This window comes from Pseudomonas sp. Ors-4-3C (genome assembly GCF_055755035.1).
Window position 1 is genome coordinate 5,376,620 of the sequence record NZ_CM146900.1, and the last position, 26,409, is coordinate 5,403,028.

Here is a 26,409-nt window from a genome sequence, read left to right on the forward strand (position 1 = left end):
CCGTTACGCCCGAAGTCGCAACCGTTGCAGCCAGGACGAAGTGGCGCCCAAGGCGTCACGCAATTGTTGGGCAGTGATGGTGCGTTCTGCCGCATTGAAGCTCAGCGCGGTTCGCAGCGCTGGCCAGCCGTGTTTCGGTAAGTTCGCCGGGGCTTGCAGCTCGCGCTCCAGGTGCTCGTCGCGGGCCTGGGTCGAGGGCAAGCGGCGGAACGGGTGTTTGCCGCTCGCCAGTTCATAGATCACGCAGGCCACGCCATACACGTCCGCGCTGGCCGACAACGGTTGGCCCTCAAGCAGTTCGGGGGCGGCGTAGCCCGGGGTCCAGGCGTTGAAACGCTCGCGGCTCAGGTGCGGCAGGCCGGGCAACACGCCTTCGTCTGCCTGGCCGAGACCGAAGTCGAACAGGCGCAGGCCGTCTTCGCTGAGCATGACATTGCTCGGTTTCATGTCACCGTGCAGCACGCCGCGACGGTGGGCGTAGGCCAGCGTATCGAGCAGCGGCAACGCGATGTCGCGCAGTTCTTTCCACGGCAGGCCCAGAGGCCGCTCGCAGAGCAATTTGTCCAGGGTCAGGCCACGCATGTATTCCATGGTGATGAAGGCCCGCTGGCAGTCGGTATCGACTTCAAAAGTATGTGCACGCACGACGTTGTCGTGGCGCAGGCGTCGGGTCAGGGCGAACTCGCTGTAGAGCAAGGCACTGGCGTCCGGCGATTCGGCAAATTCTTCGCTGAGGATTTTCAGCGCAATGTAAGGGTCGGGATCGCCGAACTGCTCGTGCAGCAGATCTCGCGCCCTGTAAACCGCACCCATGCCGCCCGCCCCGAGCAGACGCTCGAGGTGGTAGCGGCCGGCGAGTACGTCCGGCAATTCACCGATGCTGGCCTTGGTCGGCGCCAGCAGCGGCTCGGCGTTGTTTGCCTTGGCGAAGGCGAAGTAGGTCAGGTTGCTGGCCTGCTCTTCGCTCATCAGCAAGTCATCGACTGAGGATTCGATTTCAGTCATTGGCGGATCACCACGGCAGTCAGGTTGTCCCGGGCGGCGCCACGCAGGGCGCCGTCGAACAGACGTTCCAGCGCCACGTGCGGCGCGCTGAGGCTGAGGGCGTTGCCGAGGGCATCGCTGCTCAGGCCCTGATACAAACCATCGCTGCACAGCAAAAACGCATCGCCCGGATAGACCTCGAGTTCGAGGACATCCAGGGTCAGCTGTTCGGCGGCGCCGACGGCTCGGGTCAAGGCCTGAGCCGCCGGGTGCGCCGCCGCCTGTTCGACGCTCATCTGTTGCTCGTCGATCAGTTGCTGCTGCAGCGAATGGTCCTTGGACAGCTGATACAGCCGCTGCCCGCGCCACATGTAGCAGCGGCTGTCGCCGGCCCAGATGCAGGCCGCGCGATTGCCTTCCACCAGCAGCGCCACGACGGTGCTGCCCATGATGCTGTCGTGGCGTCCGGCGGTGACCGTCAACTCCTGCCCCAAACGCCGGTTCAGCCAGTGCAGGCACTGGCGGATGGCCTTGAGGCGTTCGTCGAAGTCCTCGTGCTGCGGCAGCTCAGCCAGGCTGGCGACGATCAACTGGCTGGCGATGTCGCCACCCTGATGACCGCCCATGCCGTCCGCGACCACCCACAGCCCCTGCTGTGGATTATCGAGGAAGGCATCTTCGTTGCGCGCCCGCACCTTGCCCGGGTCGGTACGCGCCGCGCTGCGCCAGGAACTGGCCACCAGCATCAGAGCTGCACCGGCATACGGAAGGTGCGCAGCACGCCCATGTCGAACGGGTTCGGCGTGCGCTGGCTGGTCAGCAGGTAGTTGGCGCGCAGGCCACCCACGTCGGCTTTCAGCACCAGCACGTCGCGACCGGTCAGGTACTCGGTCTGCATCAGGTCGAACAGACGGAACAGCGACCATGGGCCGGAGTTCTTCTCGATACCGATCGGACGCCCCGCCATCTTGTCCATCACCAGACTGGTGCGACCGTCTTCAGCATCGGTCGGCCACTTGAACGACACCGGCACAATCGGACCGTGACGGTATTCGATGGTCTTGTCGCCGAACTTGAACTCGGAACGGCTCACCGCCGGATCGAGGGTGTACGGTTCCAGTTTGAACTGCACGGTCGGCTCGGCCGGGTTGATCGAGAAGAAGCTCTGGCGAATCGTCAGCGCCGCCGCCATCTGGTCGAGGTACATCTTCGATACCGGCAGGCTGTGACCGTCGACGCTGCGCATCCGGTAGTTGCCCGGATCACCGCTGACGAACGGACGCATGTAGCTGTCGAAGAAGCGGTCGACGGTGCCTTGAGCGCGGAAGAACTCGCGGAAGTCGCTGATCGCCACGTCGCTGGTGCTGCTGGCGCTGAACGGATAACGCTTGCTGATGGTTTTGCCATACACGCTGTACAGCTCGTTCTGATAACGGCCGTTCAGGTATTGGTAAGCGTCGTTGAGCACCAGGCGCCACGAGTCCTCGGCCAGCACGTTGAACCACACGCTCAGCGGACGCGGCAGGCGACCCGAGGCCGCACGCAGGTTGGTCAGCGCATCACGCTGGCCGCTCATGCGGGTTTTCGCCATTTCGAACGCGGCCTGTTCCGGCGTGCTGGAACGGGCCAGACCGGACAGTTGCAGTTGCAGGTCGTTGAGCGCGGTGAGGGCCGGGGTCAGGTCAGCGGCCGGGCCGTTGTTGTCATCGAGCAAACGATGCAGCGGCTCGAAGCGACGTTGCAGGGATTTCTTCGCGGTATCCGGGAGGCTCTTCGCCACGTTCAGCGCCGAAGCCTTGTCGGCGACAGCCGAGGCCAGTTTGCCGACCTTGCCCAGTTTGCCCTTCTGCCCTGCCAGTGCATCGGCGGCATCACCAGCTTCATCCACCGGATCGGCAGCCGCCGGGAAGCGCGTGTTCTCGCGCACTTCAGTGAGCAATGCCAGCACCGGCGAGTTGGCCGACGTCAGGCCCGCCAGTTGCTCGGCGCCTTCACCGGCGTCGCTGATCGGCGGCAAGGCCACTTGGCCAACGGCTTCGCTCCAGTAATTGGCGTAGTCGCGGAAGTACAGTTGCTCCAGTTCGACCATCAGGCGACGCAAGTCCATGTCGCTGATGCCCGCGCCTTCGCCCAGCACCCAGTTGTCACGCAGGATGTCGGTGACCAGCGCCGAGCCCTGCACCGAGAAATACTGCTGATAACCCTGCTGGGTGTAGAACCCCGGGATCACGTATTCGGTGCCGATGAACAGCGAGCCCTGCGGGCCAAGGTGTTGGCTGAAACGGTATTCCGGCAGGTTGCGTGCCTGCTCGCGGAGCATGCGGTAGACCACGGTGGCCAGCGATTCGGCGCGCAGCACCTGACGTGCCTGAGTCACCAGTTGATCGTTCAGCGGGTAGATGAACGGCTGCTTCAGCAGACGCTCAAGGTGGGTGTTCAAGCCGTTCTGCACCGCGGTGTTGCCGGTGTAGCGCTGTGACCAGTCAGTGGCGACCCAGTCCTTGAGCCACGCCGCGTCACGACGGTCTTTCATGTTCAGCATCAGGTACGCACGCAGGCTGTTGAGCAGCTTGTCGCGGTCCTTCATGTTGGCGCGGATCTGCCCTTCAAGCAGGGTCGCGACCCGTGGCAGCAATTGCGCTTCGAGCTCATGCTCGTAGGCTTGCCTGACCACCGGATTGACGTCTTCGCCCTGATACAGACCGCCACGCTCGTGGTACGAGACGTCGCCTTTCTTCGGGAACACCTGAGTCGCGGCGTAGCTGGTGTCGAGGGTTTTCAGCACGCCCATCGCATCATCACGCGGAGTCAGCGCTGAACGCTGCTGAGTCCAGTTCTGCGCCAGTGTGCGCAGGTTTTCCAGACGCTCATAGTTGGCCGAGAAACCACCGGCCCAGAGCATGCCGAACAGCGCCAGTGCCGCCAGTGCACCGACGTACAACGCACGCTGGCCCCAATGAATGCGGCTGCGCTCGCGCTTGTCCAGACCGGCCAGATCCGACTCGGGGAAGATCACCCGGCTGAGCAGATGATGGATGAAGCGCGAACGGCCGCTGCGCAGGGTCGGCAGCACACCGGCATTCATGCCCAGGTTGGCACCGATGCCGGCGGTGTTCGCGTCCATTTCCTGCGTCAGATGCGGAGCGCTGGTCAGGTAGAAACCACGCAACAGCGTCGCACGCTGGTAGCGGTTGCCGGTGAACGCCAGGTCGACGAACAGGCACAGGCGCTCGCCGATCTGCCCCAGTTGATGCGGGAAGTCGAGGATGCGGCCACGGCGCTGGGTATCGCGCTCGGAGTGCATGCGCATGATCACTTGATTGTTCAGGCGCCGCAGCAGCTCTTCGAACTCGCTGCGCAGTACCGCCACGTCGGTGCCGACCTGATCCTTGCGGAAACTGGTCCCCAGCACCTGATCGCTTTCTTCGCGGGTCAGTTGATCGAAGAACTCGTCGAAACCGAGCAGCTTGTCCGCCTTGCTCAGCACCAGATACACCGGCACATCGACGTGCAGTTTCTGATAGACGTCTTGCAGACGACCGCGCACCTGGCGCGCCAGGGTGTCGATGTCCTGCTCGCTGCCACCGGTGAGGGATTCCACAGGAATGGTCACCAGCACACCGTTCAACGGACGCCCGCGACGACGCTTGCGCAGCAACTCGAGCAAGGTGGTCCAGGCGCTGCCGTCGACTTCCGCGTCCGGCTGTGTGGTGTAACGTCCGGCGGTGTCGATCAGTACACCGTGGTCGGCGAAGTACCAGTCGCAATGACGGGTGCCGAGGGTGTCGCGGGTCAGCTTGCGGTCGATCTTGTTGATCGGGAATTCCAGCCCGGAGAAGTCCAGCAGGCTGGTCTTGCCGGAAGCCTGCGGACCGATCAGCAGGTACCACGGCAAGTCGTTGCGCCAGCGTTCGCTGCGGCCGCGATACAGGCTCGAGGTCTTCAGGGTTTTCAGCGCGTCCTTGAAGCGCGCCTTCAACTCTTTCTGCTCTTCTTCGATCAGCTCGTCACGACGAATGCGATCCTGACCGTCTTCGGTTTCTTCGACGGCTTTCTTGCGGATGCCCGCGCGCCAACTGACGAAGACCATGGTCAGGCCCCAGATCAGGAACAGCACGCTGATGGTCAGCAGGCGCGAGGTCGCGCTCTCCCAGAACTTGTAGTCATCCACCGCCAACAACGGGCCGACGAACCACACCAGCAATGCCACGAACAGCACCAGCAGCAAGGTCCAGACCCAGGTCTTGCGCAGGAAGGCGCCGACTTTCTTGAAAAACTTTTTCATCACACGTCCCTGTTACGGCTGCGACTGCGGTTGAACCGCGGCCGGATCGATCGGCTGATAGGGTTGCAGAACAGTGTCGCGCTGCTCGCCCAGAACCCAGGCGAAGCCCGAATACATCACCACCAGGCAGACGACAGTGAACAGCACCACCATCCACGCCGGCACGATGCGCACCAGGTTGCGGCGCTGATCGTTGAGGCCTTCCCAGTGCGGCGACAACTCGCGCGGCACGTCGCCACGCAACTGGCGGATCTGCCGGTACAGGGCGTCGCGGATGCCTTCGAGCTCGAGCATGCCACGCGCCTGCACGCGGTACTTGCCCTCGAAACCGAGGGACAGGCACAGGTACATCAGCTCTAGCATCGGCAGGTGTTTGACCGGGTTCTTCGACAGCCGATCAAGCAGCTGAAAGAACTTCTCGCCGCCGAACGTCTCGTTGTGGAAGCTGCTGAGCAGGCTCATCTGCGACCACTCGCTTTCGTTGCCCCACGGTGTGGTCACGACAGCTTCGTCGACCACGGTGCAGAGCACGTAACGGGCGGCCATCACCTGACTGCTTTCGGCGCCGTTGTGCAACGCGCGCACTTCAAACAGCTTGAGCCCGGCGGTCAGGCGCTCGTTGAGCGCGTAGAGGTCTTCGCGGGTTTCGCTGTGCTTGAGGCGCACCACTTCCGAGAGCAGTTCGGACGACGCCGCCACCAGCGAATTGAGGCTGATGTTGAACGCCTCCGCCGGGCGCAGGCGCGCGGCGTAGATCATCCGTTCTTCCAGTTGCTCGAAGCGCGGCGGCGCGGCGAAGTCGGTCAGCGGACTGGCTGCCGGTCCGTGGCCCTGACGATCGAGCAGGACGGTTTTGTCGTCCTGGTTGTAATCCGTTTCCTTGATCATGTCGGTCAGTTCCTGATGGCCCAGAATTTCAGTTCAAGCTCGGCGAATTCGCCGGACACGTGGAACGCGAAGCCGCCGGAGCGCTCGAGTTGCGCCAGGTCTTCGGAACTGAGTTCGAGGATGAAGTAGGTTTTGTTCGAGTGGAACGCGATCTGCCGCGGGGCCACCGGCAACGGTTTGACCTTGATCCCCGGCAGGTGCAGGTTGACCAGTTGGCGGATGCGCTCCACCGGGCCGACCTTGAGGTGCGCCGGCAAGCGGTGGCGCAGTTCTTCGGAGTCGCAGTTGGCACTTGCCGCCAGCACGAACGACGCCGAGCCGAGCAGTTTGTGGTCGTGCAACGGCGAAACGATGATCCCGTACTGACGCGCCTGCAGGATCAGTTCGATGGCGTGCTGTTCCAGCACCATCGACAGCACCTGACGAATCGCTTCCATCAGTTTGCGGAAGCTCGCGCCCTGATCGGCGTGGGAATAGCGGCTGTCCAGACGCGGGCGCTTGCTGTCGCTGGAGAAGGTCGCCAGATCACCAAGCATGGTCAGCAGCGTGCGGTACAACTCTTCCGGGTGCACCTGCTCCAGACCGAGGTAGTGGCGCAGCAGCAGTTCGGTACGGTTGATCAGTTGCAGCATCATGAAGTCGCCGACTTCCGCGCCACCGACCTTGCCGTTGGAGCGAATCCGCTCGGCAATCGTGTCGCCACGGTGGTTGAGCATGCTGATGACTTCTTTCAGGCACGACAGCAGATAACTGGAAGCGTGGGCCTGGATGTAAGTCGGTACGAAATCCGGATCGAGGCTGATCACGCCGTCCGGCGTAGTGTCGAGCACGTCGCAGATCTTCAGCTTCACATAGGCCTGATCGCTCTGCTGCTCGCCGAGCAACAGCTTGAAGTCCGGGCGGCCACAGCTGACCTGGCTGGCGGAATCGTCGCCGGCGTTGGAGTCAGCCACTTCGGCGTCATACGCGGTGTACCGCGCGAGCACATCGGACTGCTCCGGACGGCGCGCCTCGATGTGATTACCGGTGACCAACGGCAGCGCCAGGTAAATCGGCGTGTTGCCGGTGTTCGGCGGCACGTCCAGCGCCAGCGGCTCGGTGTTGCCGCCGAGTTCGAACAGGCTGCCGTCCGGCAGGATCCCAGAGGCGGCACTGATCACCAGTTTGCCCATGTTGAGGAACTGCAGGTCGATCTCCAGATTGAGGAAACCCCAGGTGTAGCCACCCAGCAACTGGGTGCGGGTTTTCATCTGGTGATCGTAGTAGCGATCGTTGTGCTGGAAGTGCTGCGGCCGCAGCAACATGCCTTCCTGCCAAATGACTTTATGGGTATTCATGTTCAGTCATCCGCCTTGGCGAGCGCTTCATGGGTGTTGCGGATACCGGCCTGATCCAGGGTCAGATCGGCATCGGTCAGTTCCAGCGGCGTGACCTGCACGGTGTAGCGCCACTTGGTTTCCGGCAGATCACGGTAGGCGGCAAGAACGCCGACGTAGCGGCTACCCTCCTCCACGCTGAGCTTCATTTCCACGGTCTCACCCGGGCGCAGTTCGAGTTCTTCGCTGGCCACCAGATCCGGGTTGAGGGATTCCTTGGCGCGCTCGTAGAGGCTGAAGAAATCAGCGTTCTCGAAGGTTACCGGGTGCTTGAGTTCGAACAGGCGCACAACGATCGGCGACGGACGACCGTTGAGGTCCGGGTTGAGCTGATCGCTGCCGGTCAGCTTCAGATTGACTTTGGTCACTTTCGAGTACGGCGACAGCGACGAGCAACCGGCGAGCAGCACCAGTACGGTGAGCGCAGTCAGCGTCTTGAAAAAAGCGGTCGAGCGGCGAGACATGCGCATCATCCTTGGTGGTCGGTGTGGAGGGTGGAGATCAGGCGGATCTGTTCTTCGTAGGCCTGGGCGAAATCGCGGGCCAGCAGGCGCTCGCTCCAGTCATCGTCCTGACGCAGTGCCTGGTGGTAACGGCCGAACGCTCTCCAGCGCCCGCCCGACGTGGCGATCAACGGCTTGTTGTCGCGCTCGAACCGCAGGGTCAACTGCTCTGGCGAGAAGTGCTCCAGGGTGCCGCGCACGGCGGCGCGGCTGGCGGTGAGCAGCGCGACCTGATGCGCTTGCAGATCGCGGAACGCACGGGAGATCGCCTGCTCGGCTGGCAAGTGCCCGGGCTTGTGCGGCTGCAACAGAATCTCCAGCGCTTCGCTCGGATCGACGGCGAATTTCAGCGGGTTCTTGTTGGTGCCTTGCACGGTGGTCTGGGCCAGACGCAGTTCGTTTTTCAGCTCCGAACGGGTGCGCAGGCTCTGCTGCAAACCGCCGATGCTCTGCCGCAGCAGGCGTGCGGCGTTGAGTGCCAGCGCTTCGCGGGCGTCGTGATCCAGGCCTTTGACGTCAACGCCCAGCGCCGCGCCGAAATGCTCCCAGAAACCCTCGCTCTGCCGCTCGACGACCTTCGGGGCCGGAGCTGGCTCGGGCTCAACCGGGGCGATCAGCTCCGGCACCATCAGGCTTTCCATGTCGATGCGCGCATAGTCGGCGCGCTGACGGGAGTCCTCGGGCTTGGCGGTCGGGGCCAACAGTTCGTCGATTTCCGAATAGACGCGCTCTTGCTGTTCAATCGCGTTCAGCGGATCAAGATCGAGGAAGGCGTCGTCCGGAATGATGCTGCCAGCGGCACGCGGACGGCCGACTTCACCGTCGAAGGTCGCCGGGTCACGCACCAGCCGCGCACGAATCTCGAAGTCACCGAGCACGTAGGTGCTGCCGTGCTCGATGCGCACCGGTTCGCCCTTGTGCAGGCGTGCGCCGCTGTCGCCGTCCTGGACACCGTTGCTGCTGGTGTCGGTGAGGAAAAACGTGCCCTCGCGGTAGCTGACAATCGCGTGGTGATTGGACAGATGACGCTTGCGATCAGGAATGATCCAGTCGCAGTCCTCGCCCCGCCCGATCACGCCGCCAGCCTGTTTGAAGGTCTTCTGGCACAACTCGGTGGGCACGAACTGCTTGGTGTTCAGCATTTCGAAAACCAATTCCATGTTTGATGCTCCTTGCGGTCACTTGCCGCGATTGACCGCTTGCGGATCACCCAACGGGCGATAGTCGTTGTCGTTGAATTTGTAATTGCCGCTACAGCCGCCAAGGCCGCATAGAACGACGAGGGTCAGCAGGACAGCGTGCCAGTGACGAACAGACATCAGAGGGTCTCCAGGGGTAGACAAAGCACAAAGCGCCGACCCTTGCGGGCGGCGCTGAAATTAATTCTTTGGGTGGTCTCGAAGGCTCTACATCGGGGCCTTGAGCCAGACCAGCGAGGTGCACGCACCTCTTGTGGCAAATGAGCAATTTGTGGCGAGGGAGCTTGCTCCCGCCGGGGTGCGCAGCAGCCCCAAAACCAGACACTGCGGTGCCTCAGGGAAACCGAGTTCATCGGGTTGCGACTGCTGCGCAGCCGAGCGGGACGGTGCGACGATTCGACAAGCTCCCTCGCCACAGGGGAATATTCCGATTCAGGACACTTCTGCAGATCAACCATCGAAGTCACCCAGGTTGATATTCAGGCGCCCGAGGCGGTAGAGCAGCGTGCGGCGCGGCAGGCCCAGTTCGCGGGCAGCGAGGGTCTGGTTGCCGTCGTTCTTGCGCAGGCAGTCGAGCAACAAAGTCCGTTCGACTTTCTCCAGGCGTTCGCGCAGGTTCAGGCCGCTATGGTCTTCGGGCATCGGCTCCATGCGCAGGGAGAAATGCTCGGCCAGCAATTCGCCGCCCTCGCACAACAGCACCGCGCGCTCGACCAGTGCCTTGAGTTCCCGCACGTTGCCGGGGAAGGTGTAACCGGACAGGTGTTCAAGCGCCGCGTCGGACCAACGCACCGGGTCGCGCTGCAGGTAAGCGCAGGCCTTGTCGGCGAAGTGCCGGGCCAGATCGAGGATGTCGCCTTCGCGCTGACGCAGGGCCGGCAGTTCGATCGGGAACTGTGCCAGGCGGTAGTACAAGTCCTCGCGGAATTTGCCTTCGCTGACCAGCACCGCCAGGTCGCGGTGCGTCGCGGCGATGATGCGCACGTCGATCTTGTGCGTGTCGTTGGAACCCAGCGGGCGGATCTCGCCTTCCTGCAACACCCGCAGAATCTTCGCCTGCAGCGACAGCGGCATGTCACCGATTTCATCGAGCAACAAGGTGCCGCCGTTGGCCGCATCGAACAGTCCGGCGCGGTCGCGATCAGCGCCAGTGAAGGCGCCCTTGCGGTAGCCGAACAGCTCGCTTTCCAGCAGGTTTTCCGGGAACGCTGCGCAGTTCTGCACGATGAACGCCTGGGAGCGACGGGGACCGCAATCGTGAATCGCCCGCGCCACCACTTCCTTGCCGGTGCCGGTCTCGCCGCGCAACAGCACGGTGTACGGGCTGTGCAGGACTTTGCTGATCAGCGAGTGGGTCTGGCGCATCGCCGCGCTTTTGCCGATCAGGCCATAGCCGTTGAGACTCGGCACGCTACGACTCACTGGCGTCTCGACCCCGACCGGCTGACGCAGGCGTTGCAGCAAGTGCAACTGACCAAGGACGAACGAGCCGAGCTGGCCGAGGGAATCGGCAAAACCCTGCAGGTCAACGTGACGACGACTGGCGCACAGCAGCAGGCCTTCTACCGCCTTCTGCTGATTGACCAGCGGCACGCACAGCAGCGATTGCCAGGCTCCGGCGGTGGCCGGCAGGAAACTGGTTTCGTGCAGGCTGGCACCCAGATCATCCAGGCACACCACGCGGTTCTGGCACAGGGCAAACTGCAGCAACTGCTCACCGTTGTAGTCCGCCGGCAGGCTGGTGGCGGCGCGCGGTTGCAGCGCGCCGTCGAGGCATTCGGCGTTCATCCCCAGGCAGGTGTGGGTGGCGTCGAGCAGGTACAGCTGGGTCAATTCGCAACCGCTCAGCTCGGCCAGACCACGCACGAAGTCACCCAGCAGCGCAGCACCGTCCGCCGCGCGCGACAGGCTGGCGAACTGCGCCAGCAAGGCTTCGGCATAGACCAGTGGCTGCGGCACTTGAGTGAACATCACACCCACCTCAGGCGAACTCGCACGTCACGCTGGCGTTGCCGTCGAGCGTGGCATGCACACGCTTGAGGCTTTCACCGGTGGCCATCGCATCGAGCAAGCGGTCGGCTACCAGCGGCAGCACGTGCTGGTCGAGCAGATGGTCGATCAGGCGCGCGCCGCTTTCGCTTTGCGTGCAACGCTCGGACAGGTGGTCGACGAGGTTCTGGCACCAGCTGAAATCCAGCTGACGACGGTTGAGGCGCTCGCCGAGACGACCGAGCTTGATCTCGATCAGCTCGCGCAGCACCGGGCCGCCGACCGGGTAGTACGGCACCACTTTCATCCGCGCCAGCAGCGCCGGTTTGAAGTGTTTGCTCAGCACCGGGCGAATGGTCTCTTCCAGCAGCTCGGCGGTCGGGCGGGCGCCGTCTTCGCAGAGGTCGCTGATCTTGTCGCTGCCCAGGTTCGAGGTCATCAGGATCAAAGTGTTGCGGAAATCGATTTCGCGACCTTCGCCGTCGTTCGCCACGCCCTTGTCGAAGATTTGGTAGAACAGGTTGAGTACGTCCGGATCGGCCTTCTCGACTTCATCGAGCAGCACCACCGAATACGGCTTCTGCCGCACCGCTTCGGTGAGCATGCCGCCCTCGCCATAACCGACGTAGCCCGGTGGCGCACCGATCAGACGCGAGACGGTGTGCTTCTCCTGGAATTCGGACATGTTGATGGTGGTGATGAAACGGTCACCGCCGTACAGCAGGTCAGCCAGGGCCAGCGCGGTTTCGGTCTTGCCGACGCCGCTCGGGCCGACCAGCAGGAATACGCCGACCGGCGCGTCCGGTTTGTTCAGGCCAGCGGCGGTGGCGCGCATCGAGCGATCCAGAGCGTGCACGGCTTGTTCCTGACCACGGATGCGCGTGCGCAGGTCGGTGGCGAAACTCGCGACCTTGGCGTTGTGTTCGCGGGCCAGTTGCGCCAGCGGCACGCCGGTCCAGGCGCTGATCACTTCGGCCACCAGACGCGGGCAGACTTCGAAGCTGACCAGACGCTCTTTGACCTGCGCAGCGGTCAGGGCGCTGTGGGTCTGGTGCAGCTCGGCTTCCAGCGCTTCGACGCTCTGGCCTTCCTCGACCTCGGCGGCGAGGGTTTCGATCACCGTGCCTTCGGCGTCTTCTTCAACGCTGACGGTCGGCTCGACGGCAGCAGCTTCACGAGCCTTGGCCAGTTGCTGACGCAGTTCCAGCAGGCGCTCGGCCAGCTGCTTCTGTTCGGTCCACAGGCTTTCCAGCGCGACCATTTCGCTTTCGGCTTCGTCCAGTCGCGCTTCCAGCGCATCCAGCGCTTCGTAGTCAATCAGCAAACCGGCCTCGGCATCGCGGCGCAGAGCCTGACGTTGACGGCCACCTTCGGCCAGTTCGCCGCGCAGGCGTTCGAGGCTTTCCGGGGCGGCGGCGAGGCTGATGCGCACGCGGGCACACGCGGTGTCGAGCACGTCGACGGCTTTGTCCGGCAGTTGGCGACCGGCCAGATAGCGGGCGGACAACTCGGCAGCGGAAACTACCGCGTCGTCCCGCAGGTAGATGCCGTGGCTCTTCTCGTAGACCTGCGCCAGACCACGCAGAATGGTCACCGCTTCGCTGACGGTCGGTTCGTGCAACTGCACCGGTTGGAAACGCCGGGCCAGCGCCGGATCCTTCTCGAAGTATTTCTTGTACTCGGCCCAGGTGGTGGCGGCGATGGTCCGCAGCTCGCCACGGGCCAGCGCCGGTTTCAGCAGGTTGGCTGCGTCGGATCCGCCGGCATTGCCGCCCGCGCCGATCAGGGTGTGGGCTTCGTCGATGAACAGGATGATCGGTTTCGGCGAGGCTTTGACCTCGTCGATCACGCCTTTGAGACGACGCTCGAATTCACCTTTGACGCTGGCACCGGCCTGCAGCAGGCCCATGTCCAGCGACAGCAGCTCGACGCCCTTGAGCACCTGCGGCACTTCACCGGCAGCGATGCGCGAGGCCAGGCCCTCAACGATGGCGGTTTTACCGACGCCGGCCTCACCGACCACGATCGGGTTGTTTTTGCGGCGACGGGCAAGGATGTCGACCATCTGCCGGATCGCGCCATCGCGGCACAGCACCGGGTCGAGTTTGCCGTCGCGGGCCTGTTGGGTCAGGTTGTGCGTGAAGCGCTGCAGCAGCGATTCGCCTTGCGCCGCCGGTTTGCCGTTGGCGGCCGGTTGCTCCTGTTGCGACAGGGCAAATTCCTTCAGGCGATCGATGTTCAGTTTTGCGAGCAGCGGCTGGTAACGGCTGCCGGCGTAGCGCATCGGGTTGCGCAGCAGCGCGAGGATCAACGCGGCGTCTTCGACCTGGGTCTGGCCCAGTTCGAGGTTGGCCACCAGCAGCGCGTCTTGCAGCCACTGCACCAGTTCCGGGGCGAATACCGGGTTGCGCGAGGCGCTGTGTTCAACGCGAGATTGCAGCGCGGCGCTCAGTTCACCGGCGTCGACATCGGCATCCTGCAAAGCGCGGGACAGCAAGCCATTCTGACGTTCCAGCAGACCCAGCAGCAGGTCTTCGACGAGGATCTTGCTGCCGCCACGGGCCACGCAACGTTCAGCGGAACGCTCCAGATCGCGACGGGTTTCGGCGTCCAGCGCCTGGATGAGTTGTTGCAGGTCTACGTTGATCATGGCTCACGTCCTTAATGAATTTTGCTGCCCAGGGTGACCACGCCGTCTGCCTTTTCGCAGCCCAGCCAACTGGTCCACCCCAGGCGACAGTCGTTCTTCTCACCAATGCGCAGTTCGCGGATTTCTTCCGGGCGCAGCACCAGGCGAATGTCGTAATCGAGCGGGTCACGCAAGGTGAACCGCACCAGCGCGCACAGCGGCTGGTAACCGAAACCGATCGGCAGGAATTCGTGGAATCGCTCCCAGTCGAGTTCGGTGATGTGAATGCGGAATTTGCCGCTGCGGTCGCGCACCTGTTCGCCCAGCACCAGGTCTTCACCGAGCAGGCTGTTGGCGCGACCGAGACGGTTGCGCTGCTCGTCGAGGATCTCCACGCGACGCTCGATGCACTGCTCGATGACCAGGTCTTCGTGCTTGAAGTAGTAACGCAGCACGGCTTCGATCAGCGCCGCGGAGTGCGCGCGCAAGCTGAGCAACCCGAGGTATGGCAGCAGACGCTTCCAGTTCAGTTCCTTGGCCTTGCGGATCTCGTCGCCACCCAGACCGATCAGCGCGAACAGCTGCGAGGAGAACGGGTCGATCGCTCCGCTCTGGAAGCTGGCGCGATAGCGGTACTTGCGCCAGATCGGCAGCATCAGTCGTTGCAGGCGATGGTGGAACAGGTCGAGGAAGTTGCGCGTCGGGTTGCCGTCCTCGCTGTCGCCCAAGGCCTGTTCGCCGTAGAACGCCGGCAGCGGCGAACCGGAGCCGACCAGCCCGATCAGGTTGAAACGCATGCGCGCGCGCATCTGCCCGTGCTCTTCGAAAAACTCCACGCGATCGACGTCGCTGCGCGGAAAGCCCAGGCTAGGGTTGGCCTGGAACTCCACCTGATCGTACAAATCGTCTTCGCTGAGGTACGGGTGCGCCTCGCGCAGCCGGTCGATCACCAGCAGCACGGCCTGAAACAGCGAGTACTCGCGTATTACCTTGGTCAGCCCGCTTAAAGCAGGGGCTGCAGGCCCATACGTGGTGTCCATTGGTACACCTCTCCCTGTGTGCTTTTTACCCGCAGCTCGTGGTACGAATTGAGACTGGCGTAAAGCGCGAAAAACTCGTTAAGAACCGAAGCGAAAACGAACAGGTCGCCTTCGCCGATATACCCTTCCGGGTCGATGGTCAGCTCGGTGCGCAGACCGCGCACCGGCAAGCCACGGTGCAGCCGGTCGACGTGATGGTGCTTGATGTGCTTGAGGCCGCCGAGCAGGCGTTTGCTGACCTTCTCCGCGTGCTGGTCGTAGTAGCGCGGCAGGTCGTAGGTTTCGAGAATCACCTTCAACGCGTTGACGTCGGCCAACGACAGATAGTTGAGCGACATGTTGCTGATCAGCTTCCACAGGAAGTCACGGTTCAGCGGCGGCGCGAAACTCGAAGTGGCCGGGGTGATGTTGCGGAAACTCAAGAACTCCGGAGTCTCTTCGCAGGCCATGCAGATGTCGCCGAGCTTGAGCTTGCGCGGCAGGTTCTGGTTGGTGCACATCAGCTCGATCGACAGGGTTTCGTGGGCTTCGGTGTGGCGGATGCCGAAGCTCAGGTAGGTGTCGAGGCCGTCATGCAGCAACGACGAACGCTGGCGGATGCTGTAGTGCGGACGGCTGTTGGGCACGTCGAAACTCGGGTCATGCTCGAAGGATTCGAACGGCACGTACTCCTGATAACCGAGGCCGCCGGGCTTCCAGCCGGTGACGGTTTCCACCGAGAACACGCCGCAGTTTTCCAGATCGTATTCCGCCGGCAGCAGCAGGTATTCATCCTGCTTGCCGTCGAGGCGGATCGGCAAGGCGTCGTGCGCGAACAGGTTGGCAATCGGCGTGCAGAACAGCTTCACGTTATCCAGGGTCGGACGCATGCGCATGATGCCGCTCTTGCGGATATCGAAACGCAACTCCAGGCCGCGCATCTGCTTGAGGGTGTCTTCCGGCAGCGCCTTGAGGATGTCCAGACCGTTGACGTCGACGAACAGGAACTTGTCCTGGAAGGCGAAGTATTCCTGCAGGTAGCGATAGCCACGGAAAGTGTTCAGCGGATACGGGATCAACGCTTCTTCTTCGGCAAAGCCCACCGGCTTGACCCGGTCACCGGGAATCTTGAACGCCATCGGTTTGCCGGCCACGCCATCGATTGGCTTGCCGGCGCCGTCGAGCGGGATCAGCTCGATGCCTTCCAGGTTGCGCAGCAGGCTCAGGTAGAGCATCTGGCTGATGTAGCGTTCGCCGGCAAAGTGCAGGCGCAGTTTGCTCAACTCCAGCTCACCGAGGTGACCGTCGGCGCTCATCTCCAGACGCAGGCTGAGCAGCGAACCGTCGCCCTTCACCGAGTAGTTCAGCGCGGCCAGATCCAGAGGCAGCACTTCGGTCGGGTAGCAGGTGCGGAAACGGCAACGCACGTCTTCGATCGGTTTGCTTTCAATCGGCGTATCGCGCTCGACCAAAAGCGCCGGCCCGGAACGCTTCAACGGATCGAACTGCAAAATGCTGAACGCCGGCAGCGGGCGCATGTAGTTCGGCCACAACAACTGCATCAGCGAATGGCTGAGCTCCGGCAGCTCGTCATCGAGCTTCTGCCGCAGCCGCCCGGTGAGGAACGCAAAGCCTTCCAGCAACCGCTCCACATCAGGATCCCGCCCAGCCTGGCCCAGGAACGGCGCCAACGCCGGACTACGCTCGGCGAAACGGCGACCGAGTTGGCGCAGTGCGGTGAGTTCGCTTTGGTAGTAGTGGTTAAAGGACACGGGTTACCTGCCTGGTAGTGGAACTCATGGAATAACTGTCCTGCGGATTACGCTGGATGTCCGACCTGGTCATTGGATTGCACCTGCAGGCTGACTTGGCTGAATGCGACCTGCGATGTTTCGCAAAGCCCAACGCAACTCGATGACTTGAGTGGTGAGGATCGCCAGCAACGTGACGCAGCCTTGAGCTACGCCGTAAAACAGGGCTCTTAACGGGTTGTCGGGTAGCATCCAGAGCAGGATGAAGCCCACCATCAGAAAAAGGATGGCCAGCTTGGCGACCAGACCTGGAATCAGCGCAACGATCAGGTTGACGCCCAGAAAAATGTAAAACAGTGCGTAACTCGCAATGCCGATGGCGACACCATGGGAGGTAAATCCGCCGTTAAAAAGCCTGTAAGCATGCACAACCGCGTCATTCAAAAATGCATAAGCCACGCATCCGAGGGCGTGGATTAATAGGCATAGGGCGAGACGAACGTAGCTACTCATGCAAGCCTCAAATTCCCATACCACGAACCAAAGCCATGGATAGCAACAATGGCTACCAGAACCGAAAACGTCATCACACGGTGCAGGCGCGATTTCCGAGCAGCGGGAAAAATTGCTGCCGCGAGTAAAAAAAAGCTCAACAGGGCCAGCCAGCCGAACAGGTCGCTGTCGGCAACAAAGGCGAGGTAGCCTTGAATTTCACCTGCTTCAGATATTTTCATCAGCTTCCAACGTATACCCAAGAATGCCTTTCAATATTTGCTCATAGCTATTTCGCTTTAGCTTTTTCAGAACTTAGGACTTTGCGTTGCTGAAGATAAATAACACCTTCTCCTGAAAAGGCAATTACACTGTTAGATGTGAGTGGCTCGCTATTCTCGTCTCCAAACTTGAGCCATCCTTCATCCCACAACTCACCACTTTCATGCCTGACTTGAACGAAATAATATGGAGGTTCTGACTTAGTCACTTCAATGTATTGACCTCCATCAGCACCACCTCTCCAATGAGCATTTGGATATTCGCTGAGTACATGCGGCTTATCTTCTGAAAAATCCATAAAAAACATTACCCCGAATGCTATCAACAGAGACAGTGCACCAACGGCCATCAGAAAACGCTTCAACCAGATCAATCTTTTATCTCCAACGTATCGCTGCTGAATGTGTAATCCAGATCTGGCTTTGTTTCTTGGAAATCCTCCATATAATCTTTTGGTATCACTGCAAAATAGGATCTTTTAGGCGCACCGAGATCCAGACTATCAACTAAATCAGCCACAAACGTCATGCAGTTGTGGCTTCTTATGCTGTACGGTTCTCTATTCATGTTGTCGTTGTCTTTTTCTTTATTTTTAAGCCACGCTTCGGCCTGAGAAAAAGCGGCCCCCCTGAGCACAACCCCAGACACATTGCTCGACTGACCATAAGCTAAAGACATACTTCTCAACGTTTTTTTGAGTGATGACTCAGTAATCGCTCCGCCTTTGATCGTCACATTAGGAACGGGGCGTAACCTCACAATTCCCGGTGGACCTGCTCCTTCATAACGCCCGTACTCTCCGTACTTCGTCAGCCCCGTTTTACCGTTGACAATTAGTACACCTGCGTGACCTAGGTCAGAGAACTTATGACTAATACCCAAAGCCTCCACATGAATTTTGTAGTCCGGAAACACAACAGGAATCACAAAATCATGATCACTTACCAAGTAAATTTGTACTGGGGTCTTATCCTTAGCAGGAGTGGTCGCTACAGTTGCGACTTTTACGGCTTGAGGCATTTCACTCTCCCCTAACCAACCAATTTGGTATAGCCGAAATTTGTATATTTTGGACTTGAGCTTTTGAGCCCAGCGACTTGGATAGTCCGGTATCGTCTGTTACGCCTCGAATTTCCGAACCATCCTCAAGCGTAGCGGTGTATGCAATATTTTTAAGTGGGGCTCCCGATACTGGGTCCATTAACTGAACACGTACATCAAAGCCAAATATGTTCAACGGAATTGGTGGCACAAACGGCGCCGGCGAATGCGAATTCCCGATAATCACCGTCCCGGAACCTGCCGTGACTTTATTGCCGTGAGAACCAACCGAACCTACGGTCGCAGCTGGTTTGCCATTGATCAAAACGGTGGTCGCCAGATCGCCAACCAACGCACCACCACACGCCGAGGCATCGCCTTGGCGGGCGGCCGCGAGGCCGTCGAAGAACACGTCGCCGGAACCGGCGGCGATCGGGTTGGTACCGTGGCCTGGAAGTGGGCAAGCGGTGGGGTCGGATACGCGTGCTGCGGGTTTGCCAGACATCGGGAATCTCCTTAGGTGACCTTCACTTGACCGCTGCCATCCAGGCGCGCGGAAAAACTGACCTGACGCTTGAAACCCTCGACTTCCAGCAGGCCTTCGATGCTGAAGGCCAGCCGCAGCTGGTCGTGGTCACGCGGCAGGGAAATGACACGCACGTTGCTCAGGCGCGGTTCGTAGGCTTCGATGAAGCTTTCGATGGCCAGGCGGGCCTGACTCAGGGAGTCGTGCAGGCTCAGGCGCATGTCATTGAGATCGGGCAACCCGTAGTCGGACAGCGTTTGCACGCTGCCCGCCCGGGTGCTGAGCATTTTGGCCAGATGGGCAGCCACCGACGCCATGGCAGAAGCCTCGAGGCTCCTGCCCTTGCGTAGTTCCGCATCGCCGTTGAGGCGTTCGAAAAGGCTGCCGTATCCGTCCATGAGCTGCTCTTACTCTTTGTCCAGCTTGCCAACCAGCGACAGGGTGAAATCGGCACCCATGTACTTGAAGTGCGGACGCACGTTCAAGCTGACGCGGTACCAGCCCGGCTCGCCTTCAACGTCGCTGACGATCACTTGCGCAGCACGCAGCGGGCGACGGCCACGGACTTCGGCGCTCGGGTTTTCCTGGTCGGCCACGTACTGGCGGATCCACTTGTTCAGTTCCAGCTCGAGGTCGGTGCGTTCTTTCCACGAACCGAGTTGCTCGCGCTGCAGCACTTTCAAGTAGTGAGCCAGGCGGTTGACGATCATCATGTACGGCAGTTGGGTGCCGAGCTTGTAGTTCAGCTCTGCCGCCTTGCCTTCTGCGCTGATGCCGAAGAACTTCGGCTTCTGCACCGAGCTGGCGGAGAAGAACGCCGCGTTGTCGGAGCCTTTGCGCATGGTCAGGGAGATGAAGCCTTCCTCGGCCAGTTCGTATTCACGACGGTCGGAGACCAGAACCTCGGTAGGGATCTTGGTTTCGATTTCGCCCATGCTTTCGAAGTGGTGCAACGGCAGGTCTTCAACTGCGCCACCGCTCTGTGGGCCGATGATGTTCGGGCACCAGCGGAATTTGGCGAAGCTGTCGGTCAGCTTGGTGCCGAACGCGAACGCGGTGTTGCCCCACAGGTAGTGCTCGTGGCTGTTGGCGACGGTTTCCTTGTACACGAACGATTTCACCGGGTTTTCTTCCGGATCGTACGGGTTACGCAGCAGGAAACGCGGCACGGTCAGACCGACGTAACGGGAGTCTTCCGAAGTACGGAAGCTCTGCCATTTGGCGAATTGCGGGCCTTCGAAGTGGTCTTTCAGATCTTTCAGATCCGGCAGGCCGGTGAAGCTTTCCAGACCGAAGAATTTCGGGCCGGCCGCCGCGATGAACGGCGCGTGGGACATGCACGAAACGCTGGCCACGTACTGCATCAGTTTCACGTCCGGCGAGCTTGGGGACATGAAGTAGTTGGCGATGATCGCGCCCACCGGCTGACCACCGAACTGGCCGTATTCAGCGGTGTAGATGTGCTTGTACAGGCCCGACTGCATGACTTCCGGCGAGTCTTCGAAATCGTCCAGCAGGTCTTCTTTGGAGACGTTGAGGATTTCGATCTTGATGTTTTCGCGGAAGTTGGTGCGATCGACCAGCAACTGCAGGCCACGCCACGACGATTCCAGAGCCTGGAAGTCCGGGTGGTGCAGGATCTCGTCCATCTGACGGCTGAGCTTGGCATCGATCTCGGCGATCATGCGGTCAACCATGGCCTTCTTGACCGGCTCACCGTTGTTCTGCGGCTTGAGCAGTTCTTCGATGAACGCCGACACGCCACGCTTGGCGATGTCGTAGGCTTCGTCGTCCGGAGTCAGACGGGTTTCGGCGATGATGCTGTCGAGAATGCTGTACTCACCGCTTTCGGCGCTCTTCTCTTGTGCTGCGCTAGTGCTCATTGTGTTGGCTTCCTTGGCTGGAGTCTCAGGCGTCCGGGGCTGCGGCGTTCAGGCCCAGCTCACCGAGTACGCGACCGCGGGATTCGTCGTCGGCGAGCACGCCTTCGATCGCTTTACGGAACGCAGGTGCGTTACCCAGCGGGCCTTTGAGGGCCACCAGCGCATCGCGCAGTTCCATCAGTTTTTTCAGCTCAGGCACTTGCTCGACCAGGCTGGCCGGGTTGAAGTCCTTCATCGAATTGACGCGCAATTGCACAGCCAGCTCGTCGGCCTCGCCATCTTCCTGCAGACGGTTCGGCACGCTCAGCGTCAGACCCAGTTCTTGCTTGGCCAACACTTCGTCGAAGGTCATCTTGTCGATGCTGATCGGCTTGCGATCTTCGATTTTGCGATCGTCCTTGCGGTGGGTGTAGTCACCGATTGCCAGCAGCTTCAGCGGCAGTTCAATCTCTTCCTGAGCACCGCCGGTGGCGGGTTTGAAGGTGACGTTGATGCGTTCCTTGGGGGCTACCGAGCCTTCTTTGGCCATGGCTTTTCTCCTTGCGGTTGTGGCCCTGGGGCCTATTCGAGTACCACTTCGAGATCGAGGTGGCACAGCCTGCGATAAATCTCTTCCTTGCGTTCACGCACTGCATGGTTCTGCGGTAACAACTCGCAGCAACTGTGCAGCAGGTGCAGCACTTCCAATGCAAGATCGGGCTCCCAGGCGTGCAGGCCTGAGTCCTGTAATGTCTGATCGAGGGTTTCGAGCTGGTTCTTGGCCAGTTCGTACTTCTTGGCCATGAAGCACAGCCGGGCGAGGGCGAACTGCCAGAAAAACCGCTCGCGGCCACCGTGGGCCGACTGCAGCCCCTGCTTGAGAATCTGTACGGCAGGCTTCAGGCCTTCCTTGCGCAGCAGCGGCAGCACTTCCTGCAGGGCCTTTTCCCAGGCCGGCTGGGTTTCAACGTCGTCGGTTTCGACCTTGCGCGGCGCACTGGCGCTTTGCAGGTGCGGCATGACATTGCCGGCGATCCACGCCCGGGTGGACGGATCGGCAAACGGCGCGCCGTCATGGAAACGACATTCGATGATGCCGGGCAGGCGCTGAACCAAAAGCGCGAAGTGGATTTCCACTTCGCGCATTGCCATCTCGGCGTTGAGGTTCTGGAGACATTCCCAGACCATCCTCTGACCATCGAACCAGAACGGCGCCTTCGCCAGGCTCGCCTCCAGTTCCACCAGCAGGTCGGCGTATTTGCCCTGATCGAAGCGATCCTGATACTGCTTGAGCTTGTCGACAGGCAGACCGCGCAGCACGGTGATCTGCTCGGCATTACGCTCAGGCACCGCGTCGATCGGCAGCCAGAGCAAAGTGCGGTTCAGACGCAGGGCGCGCAGGTCGGTGGCCTTCTGCTTGAGCCACCAGGCACACAACGGACGCGCGCTTTCCTGCTGGGCGCGCAGGGCCTTGTAAGCGTCTTTTTCGTTGTCGATCGGTGCGCCGGGGGTCAGCAACTGGCTCGCGGCCTGCTTGACCTGCGCCACCGCTGCGCCCACCACACCGGGGGCCGGCTGGTTGTCGGCGGCGCGCTGGATCATGGTTTTCAAGCGACGCGAGAGCGGCAGCAACAGCGGCGCGTCGTCGCCCAAGTGCTCGGTGCACGCGGCATCGAGGCCGGCCAGATGCTCGGACAACTGCCGGAACATCGGCAGCTGTTCCTTGATCGCGATGTTTTCGGTGAGCACCTGCTCCAGACGCGGCACCAGCCAGCCGATGGCGGCGGCACGGGTGCGTGGTTTGAGCGGGTGAACGTCGGCCCAGTGATTTTCCGACAGATGGTGCAGCAGACCGAGGCCGGCCAGCAGCCCGGGGAAGGATTCACGCTGGTACAACGACCAGGTCAGCCAGGCGCCGACGCGCAAATCCTTGGATTGGGTGCGCAGCAGATTTTCGCTGTTTTCACGGATTTTCAGCCAGTCGATCTGCCCGCTTTCGTGCATCGACGAAGCCTTGGCCAGCTCGCTTTCCAGCGCCTCGAATTCGCTCGAAAAACGAACGTCTTCGCCCGCGAAATTCTCTTTGGAAACAGAGACTTTTGCGAGTTCGAGGTAATGGGCGGAAAGTTTGCTTGAGTAGGACATCCATGGCCTTTAATTAGGATTACAGTCATGCGCCTATTGGAGTTGCCACGGCGCGGGACAGTATCGAAGAGCGGTGAAGCGACTCATCCAATTGAGATGTGCTCTTTCAAGTGGGCGCATCGTAATCACTATGATGGCCACTAGCAAGCATCTGGTTAAACAACAAGACGAAGTGTTCATTGGGCCGTGTAGGAGATCGCCCTATATGTGGCAGGGGAATCCCTGATGGCGAATTATATTGTGAACATTTGCCCTGCGCCCTCAGAACCCTTGATCCAGAGCGGCCCGATCCAGCCTGCGCGAATCGCGTCGAACATCCGTCCTATTACACGGGGGCCAGCATGACAACTCTCGAAAAAAATAGAAGTAGGATTTTTCCGAAAACCCGCTGGAATTACAAACAATTCAGCGGCGACAACGCTCAACAAAAAAAGTGCCATCAATTTGATGGCAATTCATTTTTCTGAAACTTTATTCATCTCGTGAATGCTGTACTTCAGTGCCAACTCAATAATTATCGAAGTGACTTCCTACAGTCATTTCCTTCAATCCGCACAACACTTTCACTTCGGAATACTCTGACAAATGTCAGGGATATTTCTTACATCAATTTATTTCTCGCATTGCTAGCTTGCTTGGGCAAATTCTTTTCGCGTGGCGATCAGGGACGCTCGAACACCGCGCATCGACTCACCTGCTTAAGGACAAGCGTATGTTCAGCACGGGCAGTTGCGCGCCTTTTACCCTGCAGAATCCCGGCTTTCGCCACGACTCCAAGGTGCTCGCATTTGATGGTGCAGAAGCCATCAGCTGCCTATACGCGATCCGGGTCGAGCTAGCCAGCGAACGTGCAGATATCGATCTGGAAAGCCTGCTCAGTCAGCCGGCATTTCTGCAATTCGGGTTCGACAACGAAGGTATTCACGGGCGCATTGAAGATGTGCGGGTGGGTGAAAGCGGAAACGCCTGACCCACTATGAGCTGACGCTGATGCCTGCGTTGCATTATTTGCAGTTCAGTCATGATCAGCGGGTTTTCCAGAATCTGACGGTCGAGAGACTCTATAGCGGGCAAAAACTGCTGATTACCGGACACAGCCTGGGCCGGGGCAATAGTACTGATCTTGTCCGAGATGCTGCGCCGCGACCCTCAGTACTCACCGGATATCTTGCTCTACACCTACGGCGCACCGCGCGCCAGCGATTCGACTTTCATCAACAGCGTCCAGCCACTGGTCCACCACCGCATCGTCAACCAGGACGACCCCGTGCCGAGCTTACCCGCCGCCTGGATGAACTCCTGCGCCAGACCCAAGCCGATGCATACCGCAAACGGAGTGGTACTAACTCCTAATCCGGTCGCCGGTTTTGCTTTGCGCTTTGCGCAACCAGCGAGTCACCGAGGCTTATGTTTACGGCAGCCATGCCGAACAGCCCGAGTGGGTGCAGGAGAACCTGCTGCGCCGGGATGCACACCCGGAAAACCTCGTTCAGGAGCAACTGGCGATGATTCCTCCCGGCGCCCAGGGCCACGATGCAGCGATCGCGGCAATGACGGGGGACATGCCGTTGGAGCGCCATCTCAGCTGGAGATTGATTCGTTCGTCTAAATCAATTTAGTCAATAAGGAAGTACTGATGCTCTTGTTAACGCCTAGCCTGTACCTCGCCACTGCAGCGCATTGGTTTCGAACCTTGATATTGGCCAGCGTCATAATATTCGGAACTGCATGCGGTTCACTTTCAAGCTCTGCGACACTGAATATGGATGTCCCTGCGAATATCAGGGTTGACGCCGAAGCGTACTATCAGCCAATTTCATCTCATTACTGTTTTGTACCCGAGAACTACCCGAGCGCCCCCAACGTTGGGGTCAAGAAATTTAGCCAACCCGCAAAGCCCACTGCACATACCTCTAAATTCGACGTGAAACTACTCCCCAGTCTTGGCGGCTGCCTCTCGCTACTGAGCGGAATAAAACTCTGGATTATGGACATGACCGAGGATCCAGAGAGGCTTGGCTTAAGCGCTGTCTGGATACACGTTGATGACTTGGCCGATGAAGAACTGAGAAGGTTTGGGCCAGATGAGAATTTGCTGTCAGTCGACTGCAAGTACTCAGACTCCCGATTAAGTAAAGTCTTCAAACAGGAACTTGAATGCAAAGGGCAGACGTCGAACGATAAAGTTTTGGGCACGCTAGGGTTGGAGCAAATCCAAGATAAGACATTGCGTTTAAGAGTTCGCATGACCGAATAGACGGCACCTTGCCCGGCACTGCGATCCAAAGACTGCTGCACGGTAGGTAACTACTAATTATTCGATGTTCACGCTGCTGATGCCGGTGCATGCCTTCCTCTTGCTGCCGGCCACTACCTTGCTGAGCCAGGACATCGAGGGTTTTCTGGAGCGTATGGCGAAAATTCAGTGGGACGTGATGATCTGCATTTACTGCATCAGTCACGCGCCGGCGCTCTCGTTGCTGGATTTGCAGGGTTTCCAAGGGCAGAGCGCACTGCTGTTGTTCTATCTGGTTTTCGTGGTGCAGATGAGCGATGTGCTGCAGTAAGTGTTCGGCAAGCTCTTCGGTAAACACAAAGTGGCGCCGCTGGTGAGCCCGTCGAAAACCGTCGAGGGGCTGATTGGCGGCGGCTCGAGAGCGACGCTGATCGGTGGCTGCATGTTCTGGATGACGCCGTTCAGTTTTTGGCAATCATTGCTGATATCACGGGTGATTGTAGTGATGGGCTTTCTCGGAGAGCTGGTCATGTCCGCGATCAAACGCAGCCTGAGTGCTAAGGACTGGGGCACGATGATCAAGGGCCACGGCGGCATGCTTGATCGAATGAACTCGATTTGCTTCGCCGCACCGACCTTCTTTCACCTGACCCGGTACTTCTTCTCGGCTTGATCCGGCTAATCGTCAGCCACAAAAAATGGGCACCCGACCGCAATCGGTGTGCCCATTTTTTATTGCGGTACTCCCCGTCATTCAGGGAGTTCGCCGCAATTTAAGGATTGACGCTGTCTTTCAACGACTTGCCTGGCTTGAATGCCACGGTGTTGCTGGCCTTGATCTTCACCGGCTCACCGGTTTGCGGGTTCTTGCCGGTGCGGGCGCCGCGGTGGCGTTGCAGGAAGGTGCCGAAGCCCACCAGCGTGACGCTGTCCTTGCGGTGCAGAGCGCCGGTGATTTCTTCGAGGACGGCGTTGAGAACGCGGTTGGCCTGTTCTTTGGTCAGATCCGCTTTTTCAGCGATTGCAGCGGCGAGTTCTGGTTTACGCATTAGTGAAGCCCCTTTGACGGTTTTTTGTTGTTATGTCCGTGCTGTTCTCGTTGGAACAGCGCCCAAGGCGCCGCAGGCTCTACTCTGCGGCAGACGGGAGTGAGAATGGCACGCGGATACCGGCGGCGCCAGTCTCCCCGCGACCTTTGTAGG

The 26,409-nt window shown here is 60.3% G+C and carries 24 protein-coding genes and 3 pseudogenes; 5 read left to right on the forward strand and 22 right to left on the reverse strand.

Annotation, left to right across the window (positions count from 1 at the left end; translation table 11 throughout):
• Positions 1 to 3: 3 nt before the first annotated feature.
• From ACVHNU_RS24410 to tssA, 21 genes are all read right to left on the reverse strand, one after another.
• The gene (locus tag ACVHNU_RS24410; RefSeq protein WP_473018450.1) at positions 4 to 1,005 is read right to left on the reverse strand and encodes a serine/threonine-protein kinase; all 1,002 of its coding nucleotides are present in this window, start codon (positions 1,003 to 1,005) and stop codon (positions 4 to 6) included.
• A complete protein-coding gene (locus ACVHNU_RS24415; protein WP_473018451.1) occupies positions 1,002 to 1,730 on the reverse strand; it encodes a PP2C family protein-serine/threonine phosphatase in 729 nt (242 codons plus the stop codon). The genes ACVHNU_RS24410 and ACVHNU_RS24415 overlap by 4 nt, the downstream gene beginning before the upstream one ends.
• Positions 1,730 to 5,269 (reverse strand): type VI secretion system membrane subunit TssM, encoded by a 3,540-nt coding sequence (gene tssM, locus ACVHNU_RS24420; protein ID WP_473018452.1) that lies wholly within the window; start codon positions 5,267 to 5,269, stop codon positions 1,730 to 1,732. The genes ACVHNU_RS24415 and tssM overlap by 1 nt, the downstream gene beginning before the upstream one ends.
• A gap of 12 nt (positions 5,270 to 5,281) precedes the next feature.
• A complete protein-coding gene (gene icmH, locus ACVHNU_RS24425; protein WP_103483741.1) occupies positions 5,282 to 6,157 on the reverse strand; it encodes a type IVB secretion system protein IcmH/DotU in 876 nt (291 codons plus the stop codon).
• Between the two features lie 5 nt (positions 6,158 to 6,162).
• Positions 6,163 to 7,494: a type VI secretion system baseplate subunit TssK gene (gene tssK / locus ACVHNU_RS24430; protein WP_007962327.1), complete on the reverse strand. Its 1,332-nt coding sequence runs from the start codon at positions 7,492 to 7,494 to the stop codon at positions 6,163 to 6,165.
• 2 nt (positions 7,495 to 7,496) lie between these two features.
• Positions 7,497 to 7,997, reverse strand: coding sequence for a type VI secretion system lipoprotein TssJ (gene tssJ, locus ACVHNU_RS24435; RefSeq protein WP_003229563.1), 501 nt, complete (start codon positions 7,995 to 7,997; stop codon positions 7,497 to 7,499).
• A 5-nt stretch (positions 7,998 to 8,002) separates the two neighbouring features.
• Positions 8,003 to 9,196, reverse strand: a complete 1,194-nt coding sequence (gene tagH / locus ACVHNU_RS24440) for a type VI secretion system-associated FHA domain protein TagH (RefSeq protein ID WP_003229565.1) — start codon at positions 9,194 to 9,196, stop codon at positions 8,003 to 8,005.
• Positions 9,197 to 9,214: 18 nt separating this feature from the next.
• A complete protein-coding gene (locus ACVHNU_RS24445; RefSeq protein ID WP_003229566.1) occupies positions 9,215 to 9,355 on the reverse strand; it encodes a hypothetical protein in 141 nt (46 codons plus the stop codon).
• Between the two features lie 330 nt (positions 9,356 to 9,685).
• Complete coding sequence (locus ACVHNU_RS24450; RefSeq protein WP_045122679.1) at positions 9,686 to 11,206, reverse strand: sigma-54 interaction domain-containing protein; 1,521 nt, start codon at positions 11,204 to 11,206, stop codon at positions 9,686 to 9,688.
• Positions 11,207 to 11,216: 10 nt separating this feature from the next.
• Positions 11,217 to 13,874, reverse strand: a complete 2,658-nt coding sequence (gene tssH, locus ACVHNU_RS24455) for a type VI secretion system ATPase TssH (RefSeq protein ID WP_473018453.1) — start codon at positions 13,872 to 13,874, stop codon at positions 11,217 to 11,219.
• 11 nt (positions 13,875 to 13,885) lie between these two features.
• A complete protein-coding gene (tssG, locus tag ACVHNU_RS24460; protein ID WP_003229570.1) occupies positions 13,886 to 14,893 on the reverse strand; it encodes a type VI secretion system baseplate subunit TssG in 1,008 nt (335 codons plus the stop codon).
• Positions 14,857 to 16,644, reverse strand: a complete 1,788-nt coding sequence (tssF, locus tag ACVHNU_RS24465; RefSeq protein WP_003229572.1) for a type VI secretion system baseplate subunit TssF — start codon at positions 16,642 to 16,644, stop codon at positions 14,857 to 14,859. The genes tssG and tssF overlap by 37 nt, the downstream gene beginning before the upstream one ends.
• A 69-nt stretch (positions 16,645 to 16,713) precedes the next feature.
• Positions 16,714 to 17,136 carry a hypothetical protein gene (locus ACVHNU_RS24470; protein ID WP_027610383.1) on the reverse strand — a complete coding sequence of 141 codons (423 nt, stop codon included), beginning with the start codon at positions 17,134 to 17,136 and terminating at the stop codon, positions 16,714 to 16,716.
• Positions 17,133 to 17,357, reverse strand: a complete 225-nt coding sequence (locus tag ACVHNU_RS24475; protein ID WP_098966306.1) for a hypothetical protein — start codon at positions 17,355 to 17,357, stop codon at positions 17,133 to 17,135. The genes ACVHNU_RS24470 and ACVHNU_RS24475 overlap by 4 nt, the downstream gene beginning before the upstream one ends.
• 47 nt (positions 17,358 to 17,404) lie before the next feature.
• Positions 17,405 to 17,761 (reverse strand): hypothetical protein, encoded by a 357-nt coding sequence (locus ACVHNU_RS24480; RefSeq protein ID WP_225136803.1) that lies wholly within the window; start codon positions 17,759 to 17,761, stop codon positions 17,405 to 17,407.
• A gap of 5 nt (positions 17,762 to 17,766) precedes the next feature.
• Positions 17,767 to 18,417, reverse strand: coding sequence for a hypothetical protein (locus ACVHNU_RS24485; protein ID WP_098966309.1), 651 nt, complete (start codon positions 18,415 to 18,417; stop codon positions 17,767 to 17,769).
• Between the two features lies 1 nt (position 18,418).
• On the reverse strand, positions 18,419 to 18,943 hold the full coding sequence (locus tag ACVHNU_RS24490; protein WP_098966311.1) for a PAAR domain-containing protein: 525 nt from the start codon (positions 18,941 to 18,943) through the stop codon (positions 18,419 to 18,421).
• A gap of 11 nt (positions 18,944 to 18,954) precedes the next feature.
• Complete coding sequence (tssE, locus tag ACVHNU_RS24495) at positions 18,955 to 19,362, reverse strand: type VI secretion system baseplate subunit TssE (RefSeq protein ID WP_003229582.1); 408 nt, start codon at positions 19,360 to 19,362, stop codon at positions 18,955 to 18,957.
• A gap of 9 nt (positions 19,363 to 19,371) precedes the next feature.
• Complete coding sequence (gene tssC / locus ACVHNU_RS24500; RefSeq protein WP_003229584.1) at positions 19,372 to 20,847, reverse strand: type VI secretion system contractile sheath large subunit; 1,476 nt, start codon at positions 20,845 to 20,847, stop codon at positions 19,372 to 19,374.
• A 25-nt stretch (positions 20,848 to 20,872) separates the two neighbouring features.
• Positions 20,873 to 21,376: a type VI secretion system contractile sheath small subunit gene (gene tssB / locus ACVHNU_RS24505; protein ID WP_003229587.1), complete on the reverse strand. Its 504-nt coding sequence runs from the start codon at positions 21,374 to 21,376 to the stop codon at positions 20,873 to 20,875.
• 32 nt (positions 21,377 to 21,408) lie between these two features.
• On the reverse strand, positions 21,409 to 22,971 hold the full coding sequence (gene tssA, locus ACVHNU_RS24510) for a type VI secretion system protein TssA (RefSeq protein WP_003229588.1): 1,563 nt from the start codon (positions 22,969 to 22,971) through the stop codon (positions 21,409 to 21,411).
• A gap of 712 nt (positions 22,972 to 23,683) precedes the next feature.
• Here tssA and ACVHNU_RS24515 point away from each other — a divergent pair.
• The 5 genes and pseudogenes from ACVHNU_RS24515 to ACVHNU_RS24535 form a co-directional block, all read left to right on the forward strand.
• Positions 23,684 to 24,072 (forward strand): annotated as a pseudogene (locus ACVHNU_RS24515) (contractile injection system protein, VgrG/Pvc8 family); the annotation flags it as partial.
• A 31-nt stretch (positions 24,073 to 24,103) separates the two neighbouring features.
• A pseudogene (locus tag ACVHNU_RS24520) lies at positions 24,104 to 24,196 on the forward strand (hypothetical protein); the annotation flags it as partial.
• A gap of 154 nt (positions 24,197 to 24,350) precedes the next feature.
• Positions 24,351 to 24,590, forward strand: a complete 240-nt coding sequence (locus ACVHNU_RS24525; protein ID WP_473020108.1) for a hypothetical protein — start codon at positions 24,351 to 24,353, stop codon at positions 24,588 to 24,590.
• A 17-nt stretch (positions 24,591 to 24,607) separates the two neighbouring features.
• Positions 24,608 to 25,228: a hypothetical protein gene (locus ACVHNU_RS24530; protein WP_473018454.1), complete on the forward strand. Its 621-nt coding sequence runs from the start codon at positions 24,608 to 24,610 to the stop codon at positions 25,226 to 25,228.
• 58 nt (positions 25,229 to 25,286) lie between these two features.
• Positions 25,287 to 25,880, forward strand: a pseudogene (locus ACVHNU_RS24535) (phosphatidate cytidylyltransferase); the annotation flags it as partial.
• Positions 25,881 to 25,980: 100 nt separating this feature from the next.
• Here ACVHNU_RS24535 and ACVHNU_RS24540 read toward each other — a convergent pair.
• Positions 25,981 to 26,256 (reverse strand): HU family DNA-binding protein, encoded by a 276-nt coding sequence (locus tag ACVHNU_RS24540; RefSeq protein ID WP_003213368.1) that lies wholly within the window; start codon positions 26,254 to 26,256, stop codon positions 25,981 to 25,983.
• Positions 26,257 to 26,409: the final 153 nt, after the last annotated feature.